Origin of the sequence: Nitrosomonas marina, assembly GCF_900111605.1 — a bacterium.
GTDB classification, from domain to species: domain Bacteria; phylum Pseudomonadota; class Gammaproteobacteria; order Burkholderiales; family Nitrosomonadaceae; genus Nitrosomonas; species Nitrosomonas marina_A.
In genome coordinates this window covers 46,259-70,415 of the sequence record NZ_FOIA01000014.1, presented here as the reverse complement: position 1 = coordinate 70,415, position 24,157 = coordinate 46,259, and the positions used below count along the sequence as shown (strand labels likewise).

At 46.6% G+C, this 24,157-nt stretch carries 20 protein-coding genes; 5 read left to right on the top strand and 15 right to left on the bottom strand.

Translation table 11 applies throughout. The annotated features are described in order from the left end of the window. Window position 1 precedes the first annotated feature (1 nt). From BMY62_RS08005 to BMY62_RS07970, 8 genes are all read right to left on the bottom strand, one after another. A complete protein-coding gene (locus BMY62_RS08005) occupies window positions 2–751 on the bottom strand; it encodes an isoprenyl transferase (protein WP_090658421.1) in 750 nt (249 codons plus the stop codon). A gap of 1 nt (window position 752) precedes the next feature. After that, window positions 753–1,310 carry a ribosome recycling factor gene (gene frr / locus BMY62_RS08000; RefSeq protein WP_090632667.1) on the bottom strand — a complete coding sequence of 186 codons (558 nt, stop codon included), beginning with the start codon at window positions 1,308–1,310 and terminating at the stop codon, window positions 753–755. A 69-nt stretch (window positions 1,311–1,379) separates the two neighbouring features. Beyond that, window positions 1,380–2,093: a UMP kinase gene (gene pyrH, locus BMY62_RS07995; protein ID WP_090658419.1), complete on the bottom strand. Its 714-nt coding sequence runs from the start codon at window positions 2,091–2,093 to the stop codon at window positions 1,380–1,382. A gap of 39 nt (window positions 2,094–2,132) precedes the next feature. Beyond that, the gene (tsf, locus tag BMY62_RS07990; RefSeq protein ID WP_090658418.1) at window positions 2,133–3,017 is read right to left on the bottom strand and encodes a translation elongation factor Ts; all 885 of its coding nucleotides are present in this window, start codon (window positions 3,015–3,017) and stop codon (window positions 2,133–2,135) included. Between the two features lie 191 nt (window positions 3,018–3,208). Next, a complete protein-coding gene (gene rpsB, locus BMY62_RS07985) occupies window positions 3,209–3,934 on the bottom strand; it encodes a 30S ribosomal protein S2 (protein ID WP_090658417.1) in 726 nt (241 codons plus the stop codon). Between the two features lie 290 nt (window positions 3,935–4,224). Then, complete coding sequence (fnr, locus tag BMY62_RS07980) at window positions 4,225–4,959, bottom strand: fumarate/nitrate reduction transcriptional regulator Fnr (protein WP_177170331.1); 735 nt, start codon at window positions 4,957–4,959, stop codon at window positions 4,225–4,227. Window positions 4,960–5,552: 593 nt separating this feature from the next. Further along, window positions 5,553–5,861: a c-type cytochrome gene (locus tag BMY62_RS07975; protein WP_090658413.1), complete on the bottom strand. Its 309-nt coding sequence runs from the start codon at window positions 5,859–5,861 to the stop codon at window positions 5,553–5,555. Window positions 5,862–6,006: 145 nt separating this feature from the next. Then, window positions 6,007–7,572, bottom strand: a complete 1,566-nt coding sequence (locus BMY62_RS07970) for a BCCT family transporter (RefSeq protein ID WP_090658411.1) — start codon at window positions 7,570–7,572, stop codon at window positions 6,007–6,009. A gap of 445 nt (window positions 7,573–8,017) precedes the next feature. On the opposite strand from BMY62_RS07970, the gene BMY62_RS07965 reads away from it, so the two are divergent. Then, complete coding sequence (locus BMY62_RS07965) at window positions 8,018–8,740, top strand: DUF2490 domain-containing protein (RefSeq protein ID WP_090658409.1); 723 nt, start codon at window positions 8,018–8,020, stop codon at window positions 8,738–8,740. Window positions 8,741–9,007: 267 nt separating this feature from the next. Here BMY62_RS07965 and BMY62_RS07960 read toward each other — a convergent pair whose 3' ends face one another. The 7 genes from BMY62_RS07960 to glnA form a co-directional block, all read right to left on the bottom strand. Next, on the bottom strand, window positions 9,008–10,738 hold the full coding sequence (locus BMY62_RS07960; protein ID WP_090658407.1) for a TolC family protein: 1,731 nt from the start codon (window positions 10,736–10,738) through the stop codon (window positions 9,008–9,010). After that, on the bottom strand, window positions 10,735–12,051 hold the full coding sequence (locus BMY62_RS07955) for an HlyD family secretion protein (RefSeq protein WP_177170330.1): 1,317 nt from the start codon (window positions 12,049–12,051) through the stop codon (window positions 10,735–10,737). The genes BMY62_RS07960 and BMY62_RS07955 overlap by 4 nt, the downstream gene beginning before the upstream one ends. Next, the gene (locus tag BMY62_RS07950; RefSeq protein WP_143058773.1) at window positions 12,044–14,215 is read right to left on the bottom strand and encodes a peptidase domain-containing ABC transporter; all 2,172 of its coding nucleotides are present in this window, start codon (window positions 14,213–14,215) and stop codon (window positions 12,044–12,046) included. The genes BMY62_RS07955 and BMY62_RS07950 overlap by 8 nt, the downstream gene beginning before the upstream one ends. A gap of 300 nt (window positions 14,216–14,515) precedes the next feature. Then, window positions 14,516–15,880, bottom strand: coding sequence for an NAD-dependent succinate-semialdehyde dehydrogenase (locus BMY62_RS07940; RefSeq protein WP_090658400.1), 1,365 nt, complete (start codon window positions 15,878–15,880; stop codon window positions 14,516–14,518). Between the two features lie 172 nt (window positions 15,881–16,052). Beyond that, complete coding sequence (locus BMY62_RS07935) at window positions 16,053–16,505, bottom strand: DUF4124 domain-containing protein (RefSeq protein ID WP_090658398.1); 453 nt, start codon at window positions 16,503–16,505, stop codon at window positions 16,053–16,055. Window positions 16,506–16,527: 22 nt separating this feature from the next. Then, window positions 16,528–16,974 (bottom strand): DUF4124 domain-containing protein, encoded by a 447-nt coding sequence (locus tag BMY62_RS07930; RefSeq protein ID WP_090658396.1) that lies wholly within the window; start codon window positions 16,972–16,974, stop codon window positions 16,528–16,530. A 244-nt stretch (window positions 16,975–17,218) separates the two neighbouring features. Continuing rightward, window positions 17,219–18,628: a type I glutamate--ammonia ligase gene (gene glnA, locus BMY62_RS07925; RefSeq protein ID WP_090658479.1), complete on the bottom strand. Its 1,410-nt coding sequence runs from the start codon at window positions 18,626–18,628 to the stop codon at window positions 17,219–17,221. Between the two features lie 261 nt (window positions 18,629–18,889). On the opposite strand from glnA, the gene BMY62_RS07920 reads away from it, so the two are divergent. The 4 genes from BMY62_RS07920 (at window position 18,890) to BMY62_RS07905 (ending at window position 23,802) form a co-directional block, all read left to right on the top strand. After that, the gene (locus BMY62_RS07920) at window positions 18,890–20,350 is read left to right on the top strand and encodes an SLC13 family permease (RefSeq protein ID WP_090658394.1); all 1,461 of its coding nucleotides are present in this window, start codon (window positions 18,890–18,892) and stop codon (window positions 20,348–20,350) included. Window positions 20,351–20,444: 94 nt separating this feature from the next. Continuing rightward, the gene (gene recQ / locus BMY62_RS07915) at window positions 20,445–22,010 is read left to right on the top strand and encodes a DNA helicase RecQ (RefSeq protein WP_371264081.1); all 1,566 of its coding nucleotides are present in this window, start codon (window positions 20,445–20,447) and stop codon (window positions 22,008–22,010) included. Between the two features lie 43 nt (window positions 22,011–22,053). Then, window positions 22,054–22,248 carry an HRDC domain-containing protein gene (locus tag BMY62_RS16695; RefSeq protein ID WP_371264080.1) on the top strand — a complete coding sequence of 65 codons (195 nt, stop codon included), beginning with the start codon at window positions 22,054–22,056 and terminating at the stop codon, window positions 22,246–22,248. A 333-nt stretch (window positions 22,249–22,581) separates the two neighbouring features. After that, window positions 22,582–23,802, top strand: coding sequence for a porin (locus BMY62_RS07905; protein WP_090658390.1), 1,221 nt, complete (start codon window positions 22,582–22,584; stop codon window positions 23,800–23,802). The last annotated feature ends 355 nt before the right edge of the window (window positions 23,803–24,157 follow it).

The following is a 24,157-nucleotide window of genomic DNA, read 5'->3' as shown; positions in this document are numbered from 1 at the left end:
CTCATTGTTGAATCTGTTCGCTGGTCTGACCAAAACGTCGTTCCCGCTGTTGATAAGATTGAATTGCCAGATTGAATTCATTTTCATCGAAATCCGGCCAAAGCGTATCGGTAAAGTATAATTCCGTATAGGCAAGTTGCCATAGCAAAAAATTACTGATGCGGCATTCTCCACCGGTGCGTATGAACAAGTCGGGTTCCGGTGCATAGTACATGGAAAGATACTGCGCAAGATTTTCCTCATCAAATTGAATCGGTAGTTCAGATGAATTTTCCATCATTTGCCGTATGGCCTGCATGATATCCCAGCGTCCGCCATAGTTCGCGGCAATCGTCAATGTAAGCTTGGAGTTATTCGCTGTTAATTGTTCACCTTTTTTAATGAACTGAATAATCCGGGATTCGAATCTGGAAATATCACCGATCACTTTGAAGCGTATTCCGTTTTCATGCAGTTTAGATATTTCCTGCTCCAGAGCGCCTGCAAAGAGCTGCATCAAGAATGAAACTTCATCTGCCGGGCGCCGCCAGTTCTCGCTGCTGAATGCAAAAAGTGTCAGATATTCGACGCCGTGATCAGAACAGGATTTGATGACATTGCGGACTGTCTCGACACCTTGCTTATGTCCAGCCATCCGTGGCAAATAGCGCTTTCTTGCCCAGCGCCCATTTCCGTCCATAATAATGGCTATATGCTTCGGTTTCAGTCCGGTTTCAGGTATTTCTCGCGTGGAGCTTGTACCTTGAGACATATCAAATGGCCATCAATTCCGCTTCTTTTGTTTGCAGAACTTTTTCGATCTCGGCAATATAATGATCAGTTAATTTTTGTATTTCATCCTGCCCCCGGCGTTCGTCATCCTCTGTGATTTCCTTGGATTTCAGTAGCTCTTTTAAATGAGAGTTGGCATCACGGCGTATATTACGCATGGCAACACGGACGTTTTCCGCTTCCTGTTTGACGACTTTTGTCAGTTCTTTTCGGCGCTCCTCGGTTAACGGAGGCATTGGGACACGTATGGTCTCACCAACCGACATGGGGTTTAGTCCGAGGTCTGATTCACGTATGGCTTTTTCAACTGCACTAGCCATTTTTTTTTCCCATGGCGTTACGCCAATGGTGCGTGCATCAATCAAATTGACATTGGCCACCTGATTAATGGGAGTGGGTGCACCATAGTAATCGACCATCACATGATCAAGCAGGCCGGTATGCGCGCGCCCGCTTCTGACTTTACTCAAATCGACTTTCAGGGCCTCCAGGCTTTTCTGCATTTTCTGTTCAGCAGTTTTCTTTACATCAGCAATCATAATCATTTTTCCATAAGCTGCGCACCTGCAGTAATTGATAACGAATGAACATTACAGCCGGAACCGGGGTTAAATCATAACAAAGGTTCCTTCGTCTTCCCCGATAATAATGCGCCTGAGCGCTCCTGGCTTGAAAATACTGAATACATTGAGGGGTAATTTCTGATCTCTGCATAATGTCAGGGCAGTTGCATCCATAACCTGAAGATTTTTTGCGATTGCATCGTCAAACGAAATCTTCTGAAAACGCGTTGCCTGCGGATCTATATTAGGATCGCTGGAATAGATGCCATCGACTTTGGTCGCTTTGAGCATAATATCGACATTCATTTCCATACCACGCAGGGCTGCGGCTGTGTCAGTTGTGAAGAAAGGGTTTCCCGTTCCGGCGGCAAAAATGACTACCCAGCCTTCTGATAAATAACGTATCGCCTTACCACGGATATATGGTTCAACAACCTGATCAATACGTAAAGCAGATTGTATTCGAGGAACAAGGCCCGCCTGTTTCATTGCATCCTGCAGTGCAAGCGCATTCATAACGGTTGCCAGCATTCCCATGTAATCGGCTGTTACACGCTCCAGGCCATCATTGGCTGTCTTCATACCCCGAAAAATATTACCGCCACCGACAACAATGGCAATTTCGACACCCAGCGCATTGATTTCGGCTATCTCCGAAACAATACGCCCGATTACGGTTTGATTAATACCATAGCTATCATCACCCATAAGCGCTTCTCCCGATAGCTTGAGAAGAATGCGCCGATATTGAGTAGACATGAGCGTGCTGTTAGAAAAATAATGCAGTAGCCATTACGCTTATCTTGCTTGACCCATTTGCGCCTTTACTTCTTCCGCAAAATTCTCGGTTTTCTTTTCGATACCTTCACCTACAACAAACAATGTAAACGCGTTGACTGTTGCGGATTTTTTTGCAAGTAGTTTTTCAACAGTCTGTTCCGGGTCCTTGACAAAGGGCTGTCCCAGCAAAGTAATCTCAGCCAGATATTTCGCAATACGTCCATCGACCATTTTTTCAATAATATTGTCCGGCTTTCCACTTTCAGCAGCCTGTGCCACAAAGATTTGACGTTCGTGTGCGAGTACTTCTGGAGAAACCTGGTCTTTGGAAACGCACATGGGTTTGCTGGCAGCAATATGCATGGCAAGGTCTTTGCCCAGCGTTTCATCTCCGCCTTGATAATCGACCATAACGCCAATTTTAGATCCGTGCAAGTAAGACGCCAGACGGCCTTCTGTCGTGTGAAATACACAGCGGCGTATACTGATATTTTCGCCGAGTTTCATTATAAGTGCTTTACGTGTTGCTTCGACTGTTTCACCTTCAGACAAAGCTGTTTCACTAAGAGACTGAACATCGGTTACATTTTTATCAGTGACTAACTTTGCCAGATCATTGGCAAATTTAATAAAATCTTCGTTTTTGGCAACAAAATCCGTTTCGCAGTTGACTTCAACCAGCGCTCCTGATTGATCGCCGGCAGCAATAAAAATACTTACGACACCTTCTGCCGCAACGCGTCCCGCAGCTTTATTCGCCTTGGCGCCGCTCTTGATTCTGAGCAGATCTTCTGCCGCCTTCATGTCACCGTTTGTTTCAGTTAGAGCCTTTTTGCATTCCATCATACCAAGCCCTGTTAGTTCGCGTAATTCCTTTACCATGCTTGCGGAAATCGCCGACATATTATTTACTCCAGATACAAAATTAAGTATAACTATTTATTACAAATGGGCATTTTTGATTGCTTGATCTCCTTCATGCAAGCCTTCTCAAGCTGAAAAATACGTGCAGGCAGAATGGAGGAGTGACAGCCTTTGCTCATTATGATAATAAAATCAATTGATTAATTAATGAGAATAACGGCTTGACCGTCTTACTCAAATGATTCCTCGGCGCTCATTTCTACGATTTCCTGAAGCGCCTGATTGCGGCCTTCAAGAATTGCATCTGCCATGCCGCGCGCATATAAACGTATCGCCCGGCTGGAATCATCATTGCCCGGAATAATGTATTGCAGGCCTTCGGGATTATGATTCGTATCAACTACACCCACGACCGGTATATCCAATTTTCTTGCCTCAGTAACTGCGCCTTTTTGATAACCGACATCGACAATAAACAGCGCATCCGGCAAGCCCTTCATTTCTTTGATGCCGCCCAAACTGGCATTCAATTTATCAAGTTCGCGCTGCATATCCAGTGCTTCTTTCTTGATCATTCTGTCCAGGACGCCTTCCTGTACCATCGCTTCCATCTCATGCAGACGTTTAATCGATTGCTTGATTGTTTTGAAATTGGTCAGCATGCCGCCCAGCCAGCGCTGGTCAACGTATGGAGAGCCGCACCGAATTGCCTCCTCGCGTATAATGTCGCGGGCCTGGCGCTTGGTTCCGACAAACAGGATAACACCTTTGTTCGCTGATAATTGGCGGACATAACTCATCGATTCTTCGTACTTTTCCAAAGTACGTTCCAGATTGATGATATGAATTTTATTTCGATGGCCGAAAATGTAGGGAGCCATCTTGGGATTCCAGAAGCGTGTTTGGTGGCCAAAATGAACGCCTGCTTCCAGCATTTGACGCATTGTTACTGACATAATTTCTCCTTTAAGGGTTGAGCCGCCATTCACCAAGTGACTTTACAGTTTCCAGAACGGGGCTGAAAAGCTGCAAAGCACCCTCATTTAATCAATCAGGTGAATGTGTGTAATTAATACTTTCTTGATAGATGCTGACTAAACTGTTTTTACAAAAAATCCAAAACAATTAATTGTATATCTACATCATCCGCGCATTATAGCATTTTCAGACCGTCACTCAAGCTGACATAAGAGGAATCTATTGTTTTATAGGACAACAGAATCTAGTGCATGTCTAGTGAATAAATTTATGTCAGACAGGAAGTGTTGCCCATTTTTAATTTCAGGCGATCGAGATCAAGGATCTGAATATGCTTATTATTTACAGTAATCAGGGTCTCATGCTGTAATTTTGAAAAGGCGCGACTGACTGTTTCGAGCTTCAATCCCAGATAACTTCCGATTTCTTCGCGTGTCATCCGCAAAATAAAACTGGTTTCAGAGTAGCCGCGAATCGCAAAACGACGCGACATGTTTAACAGGAACGAGGCCAGACGCTCCTCTGCTTTCATGCTGCCCAGCAGCAGCATGATACTGTGATCACGAACAATTTCCCGGCTCATGATTCTATGAAAATGACGCATCAGGGAAGGAATTGTTCGGCTGATTTCTTCCAGTTTCGCAAACGGAATTTCACACACTTCGCTGTTTTCCAGGGCAATTGCATCACAGGTATGCAAATCGCCGCTGATAGCATCCAGGCCGAGTAACTCGCCAGTCATATGAAATCCTGTTACCTGTTGACGCCCGTCTTCTTCCAGAATGCAGGTTTTAAAAAAACCGCTTTTGATTGCGTACAAAGTCTGAAATTTCGTACTTGTGTGATAGAGATATCCTCCGCGCCGGATTTTTCGTTTATGACTGACGACTTCACCCAGCAAATGCACTTCCTGATCATTGAGGCCAACAGGCAGACACAATTCACGAAGACTGCACGTCGCGCAACTTGAGCGAAGTTGCGCGATATCGAAATTTGTCGACAAAAAACCTTCCTGTAACAAAGCGTTAATTTCCGAAGAATGGCATAACAGACATGAAAGAGTTGGTGAATTTTTGTATTAAGCTGCCGCCAGCATGCTTTCTCGGTATTGTCAGTATTACCGGGCGTAAAAAAACAACCGCGCTTATGTATGATGTATGTCTGTGTTAGCTTTTTATTTGTTTAATTGATCTAAATCAAAAACCGGTATTTTTCTTTATTTATAATTTTACTGTTTTAATGCGTTGTTGTGTTGTTATTCTTGCCGGTGAGTAGTTTCATCGGGTGGTAGTTTTACTAGGGTTTGTTGTATATTGTTTTTGCTGACTGAAAAAATATAGTGCCGAATGTGTCGTTGCTGAGCACTATGTTGGAAGTATTCTCAACCACCGTGGCGCCATCTAGACAGCGTATTTTGTTGCTATGCTGGCCTCAATTAATTCTGGCCATTAAGCAAATTCGGGAATTGAGAAATGCGGCCTTTCCCGATTGATTGTTAAAAATACCTGGTAAATCTCTGCAAGATAAAGGACATGAGCACTCAATCGCCAAAGGGCGGGTAGTCCTCTGACGATTTAATCAATTGTAATTAATGTGTTATTTAACTTCGCTGTTCGCCAGCAGATAATCAGCCAGTCGGTCTGCTGCATCACCTTGAATATTCTTGAATGCCGGCATTCTCATGCTGCCATTTTGAATTTTGTTTTTCAGCGCATCCTTGTTTGCCACCTTTTCGCTCAGAATCATAGCTACATCACCTTTCAGCGGTTTATGGCATTCCGAACAGGCCGTGCTAAAGATTTGTTCGCCCGATGCATCTGCAGGTGGAGTATAGTCACTTGTGCTGCCGCAACCGATCAGCGCAGCTGCTGCAAAAAACGTTAACACAACACTTGTTTTTTTCATTATTGGCTCCCTTTAAATCAAATAAATTTATATAGTGTGAAACAGAATCCGATTGCAGAACAGTATCTTCTGACAGTTAACCTCCATCATTCAATATTCTAACAATAACCTTACCGAGTACAGTAATATTTTGTCAAATCGAAAATCATTTGGCTGGATCGCTGCTTATATAATTCCTGTAAATCAGATCCTTGGCAAGTGCCAGGCACATCAGCAGCATGACCATGGAAAAAGGTAGCGCGCCCATAATCATGGCCTTTTGCAATGCCTGCAGACTGCCGCCTCCTGATATTAACAGAACTGCGATTACTATAGACAGAATCAATCCCCAGATGATTTTATGCTTCAAACCGGCTTGATTGCCTCCGCCTGTCATGATGGTGTTTAGAACCAGAATCCCTGAATCGGCAGAGGTGATCAGAAATGTCAGGATCAGCGCAACTGTGAGTACGGAAACAAGTTGCGCAAATCCGCTGAACAAGTTTTCAGACAGCAACACGCTTAAAGTCTCAAAAAGCTGCGCTGACATGGGAGCCTCGATGATACGTTTATCAGCCATGCCTGAAAGTTCCAGATGAATCGCTGTACCACCCAGCAAAGTAATCCAGACAAAACACATTGCCGCAGGTGCCAGCATCGCGCCAACTATAAATTCCCGGATGGTGCGCCCTTTTGAGATTCGCGCAAGGAACAATCCGACAAATGGCGCAAAAGCTATCCACCATGCCCAGTATAATATAGTGCCCTGTTCCTGCCACTGGCCGCTCGTGGTGTCCGGTTCAAAGAGTTCGACCGATATGGCCGGCAAGGAAAGCAGATAATCAATGCTTGCGCGTCCATAAAGATCCAGTAAAAAGATCAATGGACCAAAGATCAAAAAAACCAGTAACAACAGACATGATAGGCCCAGATTAATATTACTGAGCAACCGAATGCCCCGCCCTATACCTGTCGCAGCTGAAACAATTGACAGAAACATCACCATAAATAAGGCCGTCAGCAGCGCGGGTTTTGTTGCTTGTGGCGTGGTGCTGATTTCAGACGCCATCATCATCCACTCCACCCCGGTTATTTCATTAAAACCGGCAATCAGCTGTTTGATACCGTAGCCGATCGTTACGGCAATACCCAGCAGCGTCGCAATGATGGCTGTGATATCAAGCAAATGACCGATGTAGCCATTGAGACGTTTTCCCAGTAAGGGGGCCAGTGTTGAACGTATCGTCAGCGGCAGATGATAGCGATGTGCAAAATACGCGAGACAAAGCCCTGTTATAACATATATGCCCCATGGGTGAAGACCATAATGTAAAAAAGCATAGCGGAATGCGAATTGAACTGCTTCGTCGCTGTGTGGCTGTATATCACCGCCGATAATTTCAGGGTTTTCTCCAAAATGCCAGAGTGGTTCCGCCGTTGAAAAAACCATTAATCCTATACCCATGCCTGCGCCGAACATCATGGAAAACCATGAGAAATTTGAGAATTCGGGCTGGGCTTTTTCATCCCCCAGTTTTTGCCTGGCAATTGCCGGTATCATGGTCATTGCAATGCAGAAAAATAGAAATAGTGTAACCACGTAAATATAATACGCATTAAAACTATTTAGCAGCGAACTGCTCGCGTCATCCAGAACAGACAGTGCTTTGTTTGGAAAAATCGCAGCCCATAAAGCCAGTGCAGAGATCAACAGTTTGCTGGCAATGGTCATGAACCTGTTAAAACCTTTGTAGAAACCGGATTGAGCTAATTCAATCTGGATTGTTTTGTATGGCGATTTAATGATGTTTTCCCCCGGATTTTTGTAGCTGGCACAATTCTGGAAAGTCAGCGAATTATTTGAACTATGTAGTCAATTGTAGAGTATCAAAAACCCGAATGGACGAAATCGGCTGTCGCTTTTTCCTCGGGTGTTCTTGACAATTTCTTGACATTTGGTGTGTTATTCTGCGTTTGCACGCACTATGCCAAAAGTATTTTTTGGCTCTATAAGACTGATTTTTAATTAGAATTCAGTCACTCTTTTTGTGGTAAATAATATAGCAATGTAATGATGTGTGAACGATTATCGATTCATAATCGTTCGTTATACACGTGTTTTAATCATAATCAATAAAGATGAACTTTAATAGTTTCAAAAGGAAAAGGGGATAAATATGTTTAAAAAACTGAATATTCTGCTTGTTTCGACGGTACTCATGCTGATAGTAAACAGCACGGCTTCCGCTGCCACAGCATACGCAGAAGATTTTCAACTTTGGGGAAATACAACAGCAAGAGGAAATTTTGGGGCACTTGGCAATTCAAAAGTACTGTGGTGGCTTGAAGGTCAAGGCCGTTTGGGTGCCGATGCTTCAAGATTTGCACAGGGTATTGTTAGACCCGGTATCGGTTACGCGTTGAACGACAAGACCAGCGTCTGGCTGGGTTATGCCTGGATTCCAACCAGTCGTCCGTTTGCAGCGCGCAGTCCTTTCAACGAACATCGTATCTGGCAGCAGTTGTTGTGGACTGACAAATTTTCTTTTGGAACGCTGCAAAGCCGTACCCGCCTTGAGCAGCGGTTTTTCGATATCCCCGGCAGTACCGATGTTCATCACCGGTTCCGTCAGTTATTCAAACTCGGCATTCCGATTGCTGAGGTACCCAATCTCAGTTTTGTCATAGCAAACGAGATTTTTATGAACTTTAATGATGTTGACATGGGCTTTCAAAGCGGGTTCGATCAAAACCGTATTTTCGGTGGATTTGCATACAAATTCAATCCAATGGTCACAGGCGAGATTGGTTATTTGAATCAATACCTGAACAGAAGAAATTCTTCAAGACTGGATTCAATGCAGCATATTTTGTCCGTTAATCTGTTCCTGAGCTTCTGATACATAATAATAAATCTGCTCTTTTGTAGTGTCTTGGCTGCCAACACGTAGCGTTTGGCACAACACGGTCAGTTTTCATTGTTGCAGTTACAACGAAAACTGACCGGTTTTTGTTTTATGAGCATTTCTGGTGGCGCACTATCGATCAATGCGAGCGTCAGTTAGCTTAACTTACTACAGTCATGCCGTACTCATTGAATATAAATAAAATTTAAATTTTGAAACGGATTGTTGGAATAGAATGCGGGTTATTTAAACCCGGCCCATTCAGCGAATGGTCGGTGAAGGCAATTCGAGCGGATCAAAATCGACACGCGCATAGCCAAGCAGTGTACCAGATGCAAAGGCCAGATCAATCTGGGCTACCTGATAATCCACGATTGCATTTATTTCTCTTATTTGCGCCTGACCCAGTTCGGTCAGCGCCTCAAGCACTTCTCGCATGGTGCGCATTCCCTGCTGGAACTGGCGCCGCTCTGCATCGTAATTAACACCGGCGACAAGAACATTCTGGCGTGCTGCCAGCACCCGCTGCCAGTTGCGTTCAATGACGTCAATTGCATCGAGAACCTCGCGGCGCACCATTAATTCGCGCGACTGTTTCGAAGCCAGCCGCTGAGTACGAATCAGCATCGCTTCGTCCAGTTGGGCGCGTCTGCGTTGATTGGTCAGCGGCATTTCAAATGTAATGCCGGCTCTGAAATCCGGGTTGTTAAAATCGCTCAGCGACTCCCATGCAGTCCCGAACGAGTTTCCCCGTTCAAGTGTCCCGTATCGAAAGTCCAGATTTGCAATCGGGAGAATCTGGTTTTCACGAAAGCCGATCTCGATTCCGTCTCGAACAATTTGAAGTTCCAGTTCAATGAGCTCCAGACGTTCTTTAAGTGCACGTTCGACAAGCGCGTCTGCATCGAGATCAAGCCCGGCGAGTCGGGGCTTAGCAGTCGCTTCAATCATCGGTCTGCCGCGCAAGGGCAAATGGTTGCTGTTGAGATGTACTTTAAGATCGCGTTGCCCTAATCGCCAGGCAGTCTCTGCGTTGATCAACGCTTCCAGACGCTCATATACACCCAGTTCAGACCGTGTGATTTCTACGCGCGGGCTCAAGCCCTGCGCAACGCGTTGCCGGACCATTTCAAGGTTCTCGAAGGCGATTCGGTATTGATCAGTTCGAACATCAAGGAAACGACGTGCAGCGTATAACCGCCAGTAGGCTTTTTCAGCCCCGGCCAGAACGCGGAGCGCTGCGAGATTTGTGCGAACCTGTGATACCCGTTGTCCTACACGTGCAATACGAATTGAAGCGAAACTGGTTTCAGTGCCGGCATTGCGCAACAGCGGCTGACTGAATGAGAAGCGCGTAGCGGCAAGAACCTGATCAAAACGCTGCGGCTCCTTGATGTCTTTCTGACTTAACAGGCCCCCGACTGAGATTGTACCGCCGGTCGGTAATGGAATTTCAAGCCCGATGTCCATATCGATCAGTTCGCGACGCTGGTCGAGCTCGGTTAATTTTACAATCTGGCCGTCAAGTGCGGAATTGGCTGAGGTAAAATCAACCAGAGGGCCATCGATACGCGGAGTATTGCGATGTCGATAAGCGAATCGTCCACCGATTAAAACATCAAAAACGCCCTCTTCTGCACTGACGCGGGTGCGGGCGATTTCCGGGTCGAGCAATGAAACCTGCAGATCCAGGTTGTTGTGCAACACCATCAGGCGCAGATCTTCAATAGATAGTGGCATGATATCCTGCTCGAACGTTTGCACAACGTGTGGCGGTTCGCTTTTTTCAGTAGGTTTTCGCTGACGAATGTTTTCAAGGCCCTGATCAATAGTGGTCGGCTCTGCAATCAAGGCGTCGTCCAGCGATTGCTGCCGAAGCCGTGATACAGCGTCATCGTACGGCAAGTCTATTTGACCGGGTCCGCCTGGCATGAGATTGCAGCCTGTTACACCAATTACCAAAAACATTAAAATCCGGATAACAACACTCATTGCGGCTTTGCTGAGTCAATGTTTTTCGAGTCAGGTTCGGATAATGCGATTACGGGTGGGAAGCCGTTCAGTTGGCGCCAAAGCTCATACCATAGTGCTACTTCGTTGAGCAGCACCCAGCCTTTGGCGCGAACCCCCTGACGAAGCCACTGCTCGTCGGGCCAGGGTTGGTCATCGGGATCAGGTACGATGAGAAGCCGGAAGCGGCCGTGTCCGCTGTCAGTTGGATCGACGAGAGAAACGATACCACCAAAAGTCCCGACGGCGACCGATGGCCAACCGACGAACTGTATTGCAGGCCACCCTTCGAATTGCAGGCGGACTTTGCGTCCAGGTTGAATTAGCGGCGCATCAACACCGCGTACCCACAACTCGACAGCCGGTTGGTGCGCAACCGGGACAATCTGAAGGAGCACCTGGCCCTGCTTAACGATCGAGGATTCAGTATTGACGCGCAGACGAAAAACCCGTCCATTGCGCGGTGCTGTGACCATCTGCGTCTGTTGTGCGCGCAGTTCACCTTCAAGATCGGCGATTTTCGCACGGATTTCAGCGGCTTTGGACGATGATTCTTGCATTTTTGCGCGGGCTTCTTCCAGTTTGGCATTGGCAATTTCGCGCTCTTCGCCGAGCTCAGCGATAGCATTACGATGCGAAGCTTTGGCAGCTTCAACATCGGCTTTGGCGCTTGCGGCTGCGGCTTCCGTACGTTTGCGTTGCGCAATTGCCTCAAGCAGTTTGATTTCTTCGACAAATTCGGGCGACAGTCGCGCTATCCGCATTTCCTGTTCTCGTGCAAAATCGCGTTCAGCCTGTGCTGCCCGCAGCCGCTGCCGGGCCGAGCGTAATTGTTCTTCGGCGATCTCCACCTTGGCCGTGAATGCCTTGACAGCAAGGTCGCGGGCATTGCCCAGAATTGACATTTGTGCTTCATAAGTTGAGATATTCTGGACGGTGTATTGAAGGTCTTTGCGGGTCGCTTCCAGCTTTGCTTCGAGACGCGTAATCTTCTTTGGATCAATGTCGACCAGGCGTAATAACGGATCACCTCTGACAACTGCTTCAGCTTCACCCACGAAAACGTCTACGACCCGTCCGGTAACAGGCGCCTGCACTTCCTGAGGCCGGTCGAGCGGCGTGAACGCTGAAACCCGCCCCGATCCAGAGACATTCTGCTGCCACGGAGCGAATAATGCGACTGCAGGGGCTATTATGAACAAACTGAAAAGTGCGATCCCGGCTGGCCGGATCCAACGAGAAAACTCTACGCTGTACAGTGGCGCGAGTGCTCGTGAATCTGTGTAATTACGCATCGTCCGTCCTATTAGCACGTTCCCTGTCAGCCTTTCCACGAGGCGCAGGCGAATCAAGCTGTACAATTTTATCCATCGCCGCGACCACATCTGGACGATTGGTGAAAACGAGCAGACTCCAGGACGATGACGGGTCAGTCAATACTGTCATGACGCGGGAAAGCGATTCGGAATCGATTTGATCCAGTGTGTCGTCGATTACAATCAGCCGCGGACTGCAAACACAAGCACGCGCCAACATCAGCAGTAGTACTGTAGAGCGCGACAATGGCGCGCCTGTCGAGGATAATGGGGTTCTTAATCCATGAGGAAGTTCTGTGATTTCTTCCAGAATGCCGAATCGTTCCAGCATTTTGCGGATTTGTGTGGCGGTGACATCGGAGCGTCCGAGTCTGATATTGTCAAGAATGGTTCCTTCGACGATTTCCAGATCCTTGACCAGTTCGAGCTGTGAACGAATTGACACATCAGCGATATCCCGCAGATCGATACCATCGAATAGCACGACGCCGGAATCCGGGTGACGAAGGCCAGTTACAAGTTCTGCCAGTGTGCTCTTTCCAGAGCGCCTCGGGCCGGACACTGCAACTTTGGCATTCGGTTCGAGCGTCAGTGAAAAATCCTTGATACAGTCATTACCTGACACATACTTATACGAGACCCGACGCAGTTCTAGATCGACTCCAGCAATATTCGGAATGACCGACTCGCCGCCGTCTTTTTCCAGTGGCAGGTCCATCAGTGTGGCCAGCTTGTCAGCTGCAGCTGCAACATCATAGAACGCCTCAAGACGCTTGCCAAACTTGACAAATGACAGCAGTGCGACAGATACGATCAGCTCGGCGGCAACAAGCTGTCCCAGTGTGAGCTGTCCCTCGATCACCAGCCAACCGCCGAGTGTAAGCAGCGTGGTTGCAGCCACGGTATGCAAGATCACCGCACCCCATTGCTGGCGAAATACAACACGAAAATGATTGCGTCTCGCATGGATGTAATTGCCGGAAAGTTCTGCCAGGCGAGCACGTGCAAACTCAGATGCACCGGCGAGTTTATAGGTAATCGGGATTCGAAGTAATTCTTCCAGCGCACCTGCAACCGCATGTTTTGCGGTGGATTCCGATACTGCGGTCCGTATAGCGCCACGTCCCATGACAAACAGTATAAAGACGATTGAAGAGATCAGTAATACGTCGAACAGCAACAGCAGGGGATGATAGAATCCAAGTACAAGCAATCCAATGCTTGCCTGCAGCACGATGTCAAGTCCGTCGATCAGCAGTGCTGAACCAGCCTTCTGAATCGTTATTACCTCGAAAAACCGATTGACAAGTACCGGTCCCTGATTGTGATCGAGCGCTTCGCGACGTACACGCGGCAGCCGCGCAGAAAGTTCAGAAACTACTCGGACAAATAACCGCCTTTGCAGAATCTCGACGGTATAAAACTTGAAAATACGGATCGCACCTGCGAATGCCAGAAAAAATAACAGTAAAAGGCCAACTACAATCAATGGCTGCATCAGGCCTCCGAATGCAACGAAATTGACCATTGCCTGGACTGCAATCGGTATGGCCAGTGTGAGTATGCCAAGGCCTATCGCAAACCCGACAACAATCAGAATTTCGGTACGGTCCGGCTCGACGAATTGCCAGAGCCGCGCAAGTGGATGCTGTTTAGTGGTTGTAGATGGTGGCCCGGCAGTCCATGCCATTGCCTCGATGCTGAATGCGGCCAGTAACCTGCCATCGGACAATTCAAGTTCCCTGATGACATTGATACGTGGCAGATGCAGCTCGTGCTGCTGATTGGCGTCGAGTATATCCACTTTTATTGTCGGTTCATTACCTCCTCGCATCATCATCAGTTCCCGGCCATGTGTCCGTTGAATCACTAACAGGACAGGCCGGTGGGTTGAAACGAGACTGACTGCCTCCTCAGGATGGACCAGGATATGATTGATTGTGAGTCCGAGCCTGTGACAGAGTGTTCCGAGGTGCCGGGTTATATTCAGGTCTGTCGAGCCGTCAAAAAGAGCCGGCGAGAGACTGGTCCTGAGAGCGTTCTCTATAGTCGCATCGGGCACGTCACGCCCTGCACCTGCAGCGAGGTTACGAAAAAAAGTTAGAGTATGGGAGGAATGTTTCAAAGCAGGACGGTTGGTCACGTCGGTAATATCGCGTTTGCGCAGCGCAAAACATTATGCGATTCATTCATCAATCATGTTTATCGAATTGTGTGCTAATAGTAGCAGAAAAAATTCCTGTGTTTCTTTATCTGCATTGGCGGCAGCTTCTATTTCAGACGATTTTTATTTCACGATCCAAAATCAGGAAATTATGAGCAGCCACTGACAGCTTGAGGAAAAACGTATTTTTTATTTTACTAATGGCATGTGATGATAATAGATGGCAATGACTGCTCTAACAGCACCGAATCAGATCAAGGATACGGATAGAATTCGATGTTATTTGATCCAGGTCGTTTTGACGTTCACGAATTCCCGAATGCCGTGGTAGGACAGTTCTCGCCCGAAACCGGAATGTTTGATGCCACCGAATGGCAGACGGGGATCGCTCTTGACGATACCGTTGATAAACGTACAGCCTGCCTGTATTTCATTTGCCGCTGTCTCGCCCTGAGTGATGTTTTGTGTCCATATACTGGCGCCCAGACCAAATTGAGTCTGGTTGGCTAATGCGACAGCGTCCTCAACATCACGCGCGCGAACGAACGCCGCGACAGGACCAAACATTTCTTCATCAAATGCAGGCATTCCTGGGCGCACCTGGTCCAGAATTGTTGGTACATAATAGGCTCCCTGCGTTTGCATGAAAGTGCCGCCCGCAATTAATTTCGCGCCCATGGATAAGCTGCGTTTAACCTGTTTGTGCAGGTCAGCACGCAGGTCGGTGCGGGCCATCGGTGCAATATCTGTTGCGTCATTTTTGGGATCACCATACCGTAGCTGGCTGACCAGATCTTTGAAAGATGAAATGAATTCATCGGCAATTGTTTCAACAATAATGAAACGTTTAGCAGCAATACAGCTTTGCCCCATATTTTGAAATCGGCCAATGACTGCCTGTTTCGCTGTAAATGTAATATCCGCATCTGCAAGTATGACGAAGGGGTCTGAACCGCCGAGCTCAAGTACGCACTTTTTCAGATGATGACCTGCCACTGCAGCAACTTTGCGTCCCGCGGTTTTACTACCAGTTAAGGTGACCGCAGCGATATGCTCGCTTGCAATGACCTGTTCAACCTGAGCAGATGTGATTAATACACTGCGGAACGTGTTTTCAGGAAAATCGGCTTCGCGAAATATCGCTTCCAGTGCCAGCGAACAACGCGGTACATTTGATGCATGCTTCAGAACAACAGTGTTTCCTGCCATCATTGCCGGAGCAGCGGCACGCAATACTTGCCAGAACGGAAAATTCCAGGGCATTATGCAGAACACAACACCTAAAGGCTGGTATGAAACGTAGCTTCGGCCTGCATCGGATACAATTGGTTCATCAGCCAGAAATGCAGCAGCGTGTTCAGCATAATATTCACAAGCCAGCGCACATTTTTCCACTTCTGATCTGGCTTCTTTCAGTAATTTGCCCATTTCCTCTGTGATCAGATGTGCATATTTGTCTCGGGACTGGCGCAGAATCTGGGCAAGCTTGTTGAAATATGCAGATCGTTGATTGAAATCCAGTGCTTTCCAGTGAAACTGAGCTGTTGCGGCACTTTTCAGGATCGACTCAATCGCGTGGTTCTGCAGAACAGGAAATGAATGTATAGTTTCGCCAGTCGCAGGATTAATGGAATGAATGGACATGCAGTATCACTACCGTAAACGTAACAGGTAACAGTATTTTTTCTTTACATATCAGATGGTGCTGTATTTTACTAAGAAAATCAAATGATTTACTGAATGCTGGTTTGTGAATGTTGATGCAGGGGATAGGAGCATCTCGGCTGCTCAGCTAACAAAAAGTGGCTTTTCGTGCTTAATTAGGTTTCGGTAATTCTTCCAGTTGGCGCTGCAAAGTCTGTAAATTGGCTTCGCGAAAGCCGATTTCTTTTTTCAATCGATCGACCCGGTCCAGATATCTCTGGTAATTGCGTTCGCTGCCCAAACGATCTGGTTGGCCATCTTTGTATTCATTTTTAAGCTTGTCAAGCTGTTGTGCCTGTTCAGCAATTTGCTGCTCGAGTTCTTGGCGTTGTCCTTTTAAAATTTTGTTTTCTCGTCTATTTCTGATTCTGGAGTCCACACCGTCACTATTAACTGAAGGAACGACAACGAGTGGTGGCAGATCGATTTTTTCGGCATCTCTGGATTGGACATTTGAGTAGGTAACATTGCCGTGTTCATCGACTTGCTTATAAACACCCGAGAAAGATTGTCCGGAATAGCTCAATAGCATTATTGCCAGCAGGAGGGGATGACTTGATTTCATAATCGTTTACCTGATTTGTATACTACAGTTTTGTAAGTTCCTTTTTTAAGGCGGTAATATTATTTTTATGACGTAGCATTTTGCTGCGTAATTGCTTGATTTTTTCTTTTTGGAGCTGATGCTCTGCCTCATTATTCAGTAAAGACAGATTTCTTCGAGTGTCAGTGAATAACACCATTTCAGTGGCCAGTTCATGTTCGAGAATCTCCCGCCGTTTGAGTTCGCGTTTGCTTTGTATCTGAACGGTATTGTTGTGAGATTGTTTGGGTATGTGGAGTACAGCCTTACGGGATGACTGCGGCGGCTGCTGCGATGATTGCAGTTTTTCTCCGCCTTTTATCGGGCGATTGGTAAATGTGATATTCCCGTCCTGATCAACATATTTGTAAATAGTGGAACCGGCAACCAGCTCTGGTAGACTATTCAGACCCATGCACATCAAAATAATGACTATACCTGGCTTACTCATAGTATTGTTCAAGAAAACAAATCGAGTTGCGATAAATTGATTAAACAGTCAACAGTTTATCAATTAAGATTGCGCGGTAAAGCAAAAAAAAGAACGATAATCTCTTCTTTTTGATTGTTTTACCGTGTCGGTACCAGTCGGGGTGGTGTCAGTTGCCGGGCCCTTTTGATAAAGCAGATGTCAATAGTTTATTTCCTTTGAATGTGAACTGCGCAGGCTGGCGGGTATCTTCCGCACTGGGAGGCTATAAACTATAGTACATGTCAAATTCGACTGGGTGGGTAGTCGTGCGCAACAGTCTGACTTCTTCCATTTTTAGATGTATATATGCATCAATCATGTCGTGCGTAAACACGCCGCCGCGAATCAGAAAATCACGGTCCTGATCAAGACTAGCCAGCGCTTCATCGAGTGAAGCGCAGGTACTAGGTACTTTGGCCGCTTCCTCAGGAGGGAGGTCATAGAGATTTTTGTCCATTGGATCACCTGGATGGATTTTGTTTTGAATACCATCCAGACCGGCCATCATCAGGGCAGTAAAAGCAAGATAAGGATTGGCGGTCGGGTCCGGGAAGCGCACTTCAATCCGTCGGCCTTTAGGACTGTTCGAGTGTGGTATGCGGATTGCAGCAGAACGGTTGCTTGCCGAATAAGCCATGTTTACGGGCGCTTCAAACCCCGCGACCAGTCGTTTATAGGAATTTGTTCCCGGATTGGTGATAGCATTGAGCGCTTTGGCATGTTTCAAAATCCCGCCGATATAAAACAGCGCAGTTTCCGATAATCCTGCGTAACCGTTACCGGAAAACAGGTTTTCGCCATCTTTCCAGATTGATTGGTGTACATGCATACCGGAACCATTGTCTCCCACGATCGGTTTGGGCATAAATGTCGCTGTTTTGCCATACGAGTGTGCAACATTATGCACGACGTATTTGAGTAACTGATTCCAGTCAGCACGTTTAACCAGACTGTTAAAACGCGTTCCGATTTCGCACTGACCCGCTGTCGCGACTTCATGATGGTGTACTTCAACGGGAATGCCAAGCTGCTCCAGCGTCTGGCACATGGTCGAACGGATGTTTTGCAATGAATCAACCGGTGGAACCGGAAAATATCCCCCCTTGATTGCGGGACGATGACCAATATTGCCACTGTCATATTTGATCACCGAGCTCCATGCTGCTTCTTCGGATTCGATTTTGACCGAACATCCGGACATGTCGGTATGCCAGTATACGGAATCGAAAATAAAAAATTCCGGTTCGGGTCCAAAGTAGGCAATATCCCCAATACCGGTTGACTTGAGATAAATTTCACCACGTTTTGCCAGTGATCGAGGGTCACGGCTATAGCCCTTGCCGTCAGCCGGTTCAACGACGTCGCAAGTCATAATCAGTGTGAGATCGTCCATAAACGGATCCAGATTGGCTGTGTCTGGATCTGGAATCAGCAACATATCGGAGGCCTGTATGCTTTTCCACCCAGCAATCGATGAACCATCAAAAGGAAGGCCATCTTCGAATTTGTCTGCGTCAAAATTATGTGATGGGATAGTGACATGCTGCTCTTTTCCATTGGTGTCGGTAAAGCGCAAATCGACAAACTTAACTTTACTGTCTTGAATCAATTTCAAAACATCAGATACAGCCATTATTTTCTCCAGGCAAACATCGTTATAAAAAAATATTAAATCATTAGACAGTATTATACCAAACCGGTTGATAAATCTTTTGATGCCGGTTTGATACACAGAAAAGATGAGGAGGTTTACTGATTATAGTCGGAATTTATTTTGAGATAATGCGATTATCTCACATCCGCTTATATAACTATAATGCTAGTGTTCTTTCAATATGATATTGATAGAGTACTAGGCTAACTTCAATATGAATCTTGCGACTCTGGAAAAATAATGCTGCCTTTCACAAAGCCAAAAAAAATCGGCCTGATCGCTGGTGTCGGGCTTTTAGTGTTGACGATCGTATTACCGGCGCCTGCAGCAATGACAGAAGCTGCGTGGCGTACCAGTGGAGTGGCTTTGTTGCTGGCGCTGTGGTGGTCCACCGAAGTTTTGCCGATCCCGGTAACTTCGCTGCTGCCGATTATATTGTTTCCCGCGCTGGGTATCATGCCCATCGAAGACAGTACCGCGCCCTATGCGGCCCCGGCAATTTTTTTGCTGATGGGCGGGTTTATTATTGCAACCGGCCTAGCCAAGTGGAATTTGCATCGCCGGATCGCGTTGAATATTCTGGTGCGTGTAGGAGACAGTCCGGCTGCACTCATTGCTGGATTTATGAGCACAACCGCTTTGTTGTCAATGTGGATCAGCAATACTGCCAGCACATTAATGATGATTCCGATCGCTTTATCCCTTGCGGGAGAACTTGTTAAAAACAAAATCGACCAGCATCACAAATTTATCCTCTGCCTGGTTTTAGGAATTGCCTATTCGGCCAGTATCGGCGGATTGGGTACCATCATTGGCACGCCTCCGAATCTGTTCGTAGTCAGTTTTATGAAACAAAATTATGGTATCGATATCAGCTTTGTAGACTGGATGATTTTTGGCGTTCCTGTTGTTATCATCATGACAGCTGCAGCTTGGTGGGTTTTGACTCGTTGGGTTTTCGCTTTCGATTTGCAGGATGAACGTATCTCATTGTCAGCAGTTTATGACGAACTTAGAAAACTGGGTAAACTGAGTCAGCCGGAGAAGCGTCTTTCGTACGTGTTTGTTCTGATAGCATCAGCATGGATATTGCGGGTGCCTATACAAGAGCAGTTTGGGATTGTGTTGTGGCTGAATGATGCCATAATTGCGGTTGGCGGTGCCGTACTGTTATTTATTATTCCTGCCGGCCAGGATATGTTGCCGGTTCGGGAAAAGCAAACCGCACTTATGGACTGGGAGAGTGCCAGTCAAATACCCTGGGGTGTGTTGTTGTTATTCGGCGGCGGATTAAGCCTTGCCGCAGCTATCAAGAATACCGGTCTCGCCGTCTGGATTGGCGAAAACCTTTCAGGACTGCCGCATCTCGATTTGATACTGATGATGCTGGTACTCGTAACACTGGTTATTTTCTTAACAGAACTGACCAGCAATACTGCTACAACCGCTACGTTGTTACCGATACTGGGCGTTTTGGCTGTTTCCAGCGGTATTGATCCCATGCTATTGTTTGCCCCCACAGCAATGGCTGCAAGCTGTGCCTTTATGCTGCCGGTTGCGACTGCCCCAAATGCAGTCGTGTATTCAACGGGCCAGGTAACAATTGCCCAAATGGCTCGGGCAGGTTTTAAACTTAACCTTATAGCAATTCTTGTGGTGACGGGGTTGTCATATACATTGATTCCGTTGGTATTTGGATAACGCTTTCTATATCGTACAGGTAAATGACGACTCAAAGAGTCGGGCGCAAGAATCACGAATCGCAAGAATCACGAATCACGAATTACGTCAATATATGTCGCATGCATTGAATATCCTGAAAGAAGTCTTTGGATATCCGGCATTTCGGGGACAGCAGGCCGATGTTATCGAGCATCTGGTCAATGGCAATGACTGTCTGGTATTGATGCCGACGGGAGGAGGCAAATCGCTTTGCTATCAGATACCCGCGTTAATGCGCAAAGGTGTTGCAATTGTAGTTTCTCCATTGATTTCATTGATGCAGAATCAGGTGGCCGCGCTCAATGAGGTAGGAATCGATGCTGCCGTACTGAACTCGGCGCTTCCTGTAGAAGAAGCGCAAGCCGTCGAACAAAAGTTGCTGGCGGGTGATTATGATTTGCTTTATGTCGCACCGGAACGTCTGCTAACCCGGCGTTTTCTTGACCTGATTGCCAGAACTCAGCTCGCATTGTTTGCGATTGATGAAGCTCATTGCGTTTCGCAGTGGGGGCATGATTTTCGTCCCGAGTACCGGCAGTTGAATGTTCTTCACGCACGTTTTCCCGATGTGCCGCGTATCGCCCTGACGGCGACGGCTGACGACGTTACACGCAAAGAAATCATCGAGCGATTGGCGCTGGATGATGCGGAAATCTTTCTATCCAGTTTTGACCGACCCAATATCCGTTATCAGATAGTTGATAAAGTCAACAGCAAGCAGCAGTTGCTGTCGTTTATACGAGCCGAGCATTTGCATGATGCAGGTATCGTATATTGCCTGTCGCGAAAAAAAACAGAAGACACCGCTGCATGGTTAAGCGCACATGGTATAACTGCTTTGGCCTATCATGCGGGAATGAGTCCGCATCAACGCGCGCTGAACCAGGAGATATTTTTACGTGAAGACAATATTGTCATGGTTGCAACCATAGCTTTTGGTATGGGTATTGATAAGCCGGATGTCCGCTTTGTTGCACATCTGGATATGCCTAAAAGTATCGAAGGTTATTATCAGGAAACAGGGCGGGCCGGGCGGGATGGGCAAAAAGCCAACGCCTGGATGGTGTATGGGCTGAATGATGTTATCCAGCAACGACGAATGATCGAAGAGTCTGAGGCGCAGGCTCAATTCAAGCAGATTGCAACCAAAAAACTGGAAGCGATGCTGGCATTATGTGAAACAACAGCCTGTCGTCGCGTTTATTTACTGGATTATTTTGGTGAATCGGTTACATTCGCGGCTTGCGGCAACTGTGATGTTTGTTTGAATCCGCCGGATTCCTGGGATGCCACTATTGCTGTTCAAAAGGCATTATCCTGCGTTTATCGTACCGGGCAACAATTTGGCGCCGGGTATTTAATTGATGTTCTGCGCGGCAATCAAACAATGCAAGTTACGCACTGGAAGCATGATTGTATTAGCACATTCGGGATAGGAAAGGATTTGCCGGTTAAAACCTGGCGCGCAATATTCAGGCAGTTGATTGCACTGGGCCTGTTAACAACAGACAATGATGGTTATGGCGCTTTGTGTCTGACAAACGCGAGTCGTGCTGTTTTGAAAGGTCGGCAAAAAGTTTTTTTGCGTCAACAGCGCGAACATAAAAAGTCTCTGCAAAAAAAAACAGTCTGTCAGTAACATTTCAATCCTCGATCAAGGTGCGCAAAAACTTCTGGATCAGTTGCGCGATTGGCGCGCTAAAACAGCCCGGGAACATGGCGTACCCGCATATGTCATTTTTCATGATACGACATTGAAAGAGTTGGTGCGTTTGAATCCGCAAAGCAGGGATGAACTGCTTCGCGTTGCCGGTGTCGGCGCGCATAAGCTCGATAAATATGGTGACCAGCTCATTGAAATTTTGTGTAATACGTGATGTGCAAAAACGTTTGCACATTCCTTGAACAAGTAATTTCACGAATAAAATCATAAACAAACATCATTTTTTTGCTTGTCTGGATGGATTGCGATTTTAGTGCAACGTCTTTATAGGCGAAAAAACAACAATTGTGTTGCACAAAAGCAACATTTAGTCTGTTTTTTGCAAAAAAAAGATTTGTTTTTCTTGCAGGAATGCAATGTGTTGTGCAAAATCCATCCATACCTTCCCAGATTGGGAGGTCAGAAAAAAGCGGGGTGCATTCCACCGGAACAAAGTTGGGTTTATTGTTGACCCCCAGTCGTTTTAACATTAAAGGAGAACTTCCCTATGAAGAAGAAGCTTATTTCGTTAGCAGTTGCCGGTGCGCTTGCAACACCAATGGTTGCGTCAGCACAAGGAACCAATGTTACTATGTTCGGTAGCGTCCAGGCAGAATATTCTACAATTGATTTCGACGGTTTGACCAGCCAGGCGCAGATTGGAGATGAAGCAGGTCGTTCAAGATGGGGTGTACATGTTGTTGAACAACTAGGTGGTGGACTGAAGGCAAAAGCCCATTTAGAGTTTGGTTTCAATACCGGCAATGGTGATATAGGCATTGCCCGTGAACGCTGGGTTGCTCTGGCTAATGACGCCTGGGGTGAAGTTAAATTCGGTCGTGTTCAATCTCCATTCAAGGATTTTGCCGGTGGTCAAACAATTGACCCATTCGCTTACACAACGCTTCAGGCAGCAGGTAGCGGTGGTACCATGACTGCATCGGCAAATGGTATGGGATCAGGCGCGCAAGGTTTCGTAAACAGTGCGGCCCGTTATGATTCCCCTACCGTTGAGGGTTTTTCATTTGCAGCTTTGTTGATGCCGGGCGATTCTAACAATCTCGATCCTATACTGGGTGGCGGTGTTGCTAATTCCAGCAACTTTACACCTAGCAGCACTAGTGGTGGTGAAGATGGCGAATGGGATTTCCAGATCGCTGGTAAATATGAAGCGAACATAGCTGATCATAACGTTGGTGTATTTGGTGGTTACTCACGGGATAATATCAGCACAAACCAAAGAGCTTTTCAAGGTATCGGTGCTGACGACGAAGAAGTCTGGCGTGGTGGTGCTACCTGGAGCTTCATGGGTTTCCGTTTGAGTGGTCAGTATGAAAATATCAATAACGCTAGCATAAACGGTGCTGCTTCTTGTACAACTGCAGCTGCATTGGGTAGCACAGCATTGGGAGGCGCAAACAATGGTGGACGCGGACAATGTAACTCAGCCATGAACGTGAACGGTGACGGACACCTCTGGTTTGTGGGTGGCGAGTATGAAATCGGCAATACCCGTTTGCTGGCACAAGGTGGTATGGGTGAGGCCGAAGCAACTACAGCTGCTTCAAAACGTGAAATCAGCACCTTTACAGTAGGTGCAATTCACAATCTGAGCAAACGCTCAAGCCTTTTCGGTGGCTACCAACGTAACATGATTGATAACAACAACGTTGCTACCGGTTTTAGAGACAGCAACGTATATACAGTCGGTGTACGCCACAACTTCTAAGAACAAATTGTTTTAAACAAAAAAGGCACCTAAAAGGTGCCTTTTTTGTTTCTTATGAAAAATAGCTTCTGGAACCGAAGTATTCTGATCATTTCGGCATCCTCCTTCGTTACCTCAGCAACTAATTGATACACTGGGATTGTTCCGTTCAGATATTATCTTTGCTCAAATGGTGCAGCAAGCAATTAGAATTACAGAAATCTGGAAGTGAATTAAAATATTTTCGAAATTGAAAACAGAATATTCAGTATCGTATCGGTATACTATTACTCTATCAATATGATATTGCCAGGTACAGCGTTGCCGTGGTGTTATGGAGCAGGCACAGTACGCGGGAAAGGGTTGTTCCCTTTTC

What these genes read in the sequence shown, in the direction of transcription:
- BMY62_RS08005 (WP_090658421.1), bottom strand. Translation starts at nt 751, where the DNA reads ATGTCTCAAGGTACAAGCTCCACGCGAGAAATACCTGAAACCGGACTG.
- frr (WP_090632667.1), bottom strand. Translation starts at nt 1,310, where the DNA reads ATGATTGCTGATGTAAAGAAAACTGCTGAACAGAAAATGCAGAAAAGC.
- pyrH (WP_090658419.1), bottom strand. Translation starts at nt 2,093, where the DNA reads ATGTCTACTCAATATCGGCGCATTCTTCTCAAGCTATCGGGAGAAGCG.
- tsf (WP_090658418.1), bottom strand. Translation starts at nt 3,017, where the DNA reads ATGTCGGCGATTTCCGCAAGCATGGTAAAGGAATTACGCGAACTAACA.
- rpsB (WP_090658417.1), bottom strand. Translation starts at nt 3,934, where the DNA reads ATGTCAGTAACAATGCGTCAAATGCTGGAAGCAGGCGTTCATTTTGGC.
- BMY62_RS07975 (WP_090658413.1), bottom strand. Translation starts at nt 5,861, where the DNA reads ATGAAAAAAACAAGTGTTGTGTTAACGTTTTTTGCAGCAGCTGCGCTG.
- BMY62_RS07970 (WP_090658411.1), bottom strand. Translation starts at nt 7,572, where the DNA reads ATGACCATTGCCAGCAAACTGTTGATCTCTGCACTGGCTTTATGGGCT.
- BMY62_RS07965 (WP_090658409.1), top strand. Translation starts at nt 8,018, where the DNA reads ATGTTTAAAAAACTGAATATTCTGCTTGTTTCGACGGTACTCATGCTG.
- BMY62_RS07960 (WP_090658407.1), bottom strand. Translation starts at nt 10,738, where the DNA reads ATGAGTGTTGTTATCCGGATTTTAATGTTTTTGGTAATTGGTGTAACA.
- BMY62_RS07955 (WP_177170330.1), bottom strand. Translation starts at nt 12,051, where the DNA reads ATGCGTAATTACACAGATTCACGAGCACTCGCGCCACTGTACAGCGTA.
- BMY62_RS07940 (WP_090658400.1), bottom strand. Translation starts at nt 15,880, where the DNA reads ATGTCCATTCATTCCATTAATCCTGCGACTGGCGAAACTATACATTCA.
- BMY62_RS07935 (WP_090658398.1), bottom strand. Translation starts at nt 16,505, where the DNA reads ATGAAATCAAGTCATCCCCTCCTGCTGGCAATAATGCTATTGAGCTAT.
- BMY62_RS07930 (WP_090658396.1), bottom strand. Translation starts at nt 16,974, where the DNA reads ATGAGTAAGCCAGGTATAGTCATTATTTTGATGTGCATGGGTCTGAAT.
- glnA (WP_090658479.1), bottom strand. Translation starts at nt 18,628, where the DNA reads ATGGCTGTATCTGATGTTTTGAAATTGATTCAAGACAGTAAAGTTAAG.
- BMY62_RS07920 (WP_090658394.1), top strand. Translation starts at nt 18,890, where the DNA reads ATGCTGCCTTTCACAAAGCCAAAAAAAATCGGCCTGATCGCTGGTGTC.
- recQ (WP_371264081.1), top strand. Translation starts at nt 20,445, where the DNA reads ATGTCGCATGCATTGAATATCCTGAAAGAAGTCTTTGGATATCCGGCA.
- BMY62_RS07905 (WP_090658390.1), top strand. Translation starts at nt 22,582, where the DNA reads ATGAAGAAGAAGCTTATTTCGTTAGCAGTTGCCGGTGCGCTTGCAACA.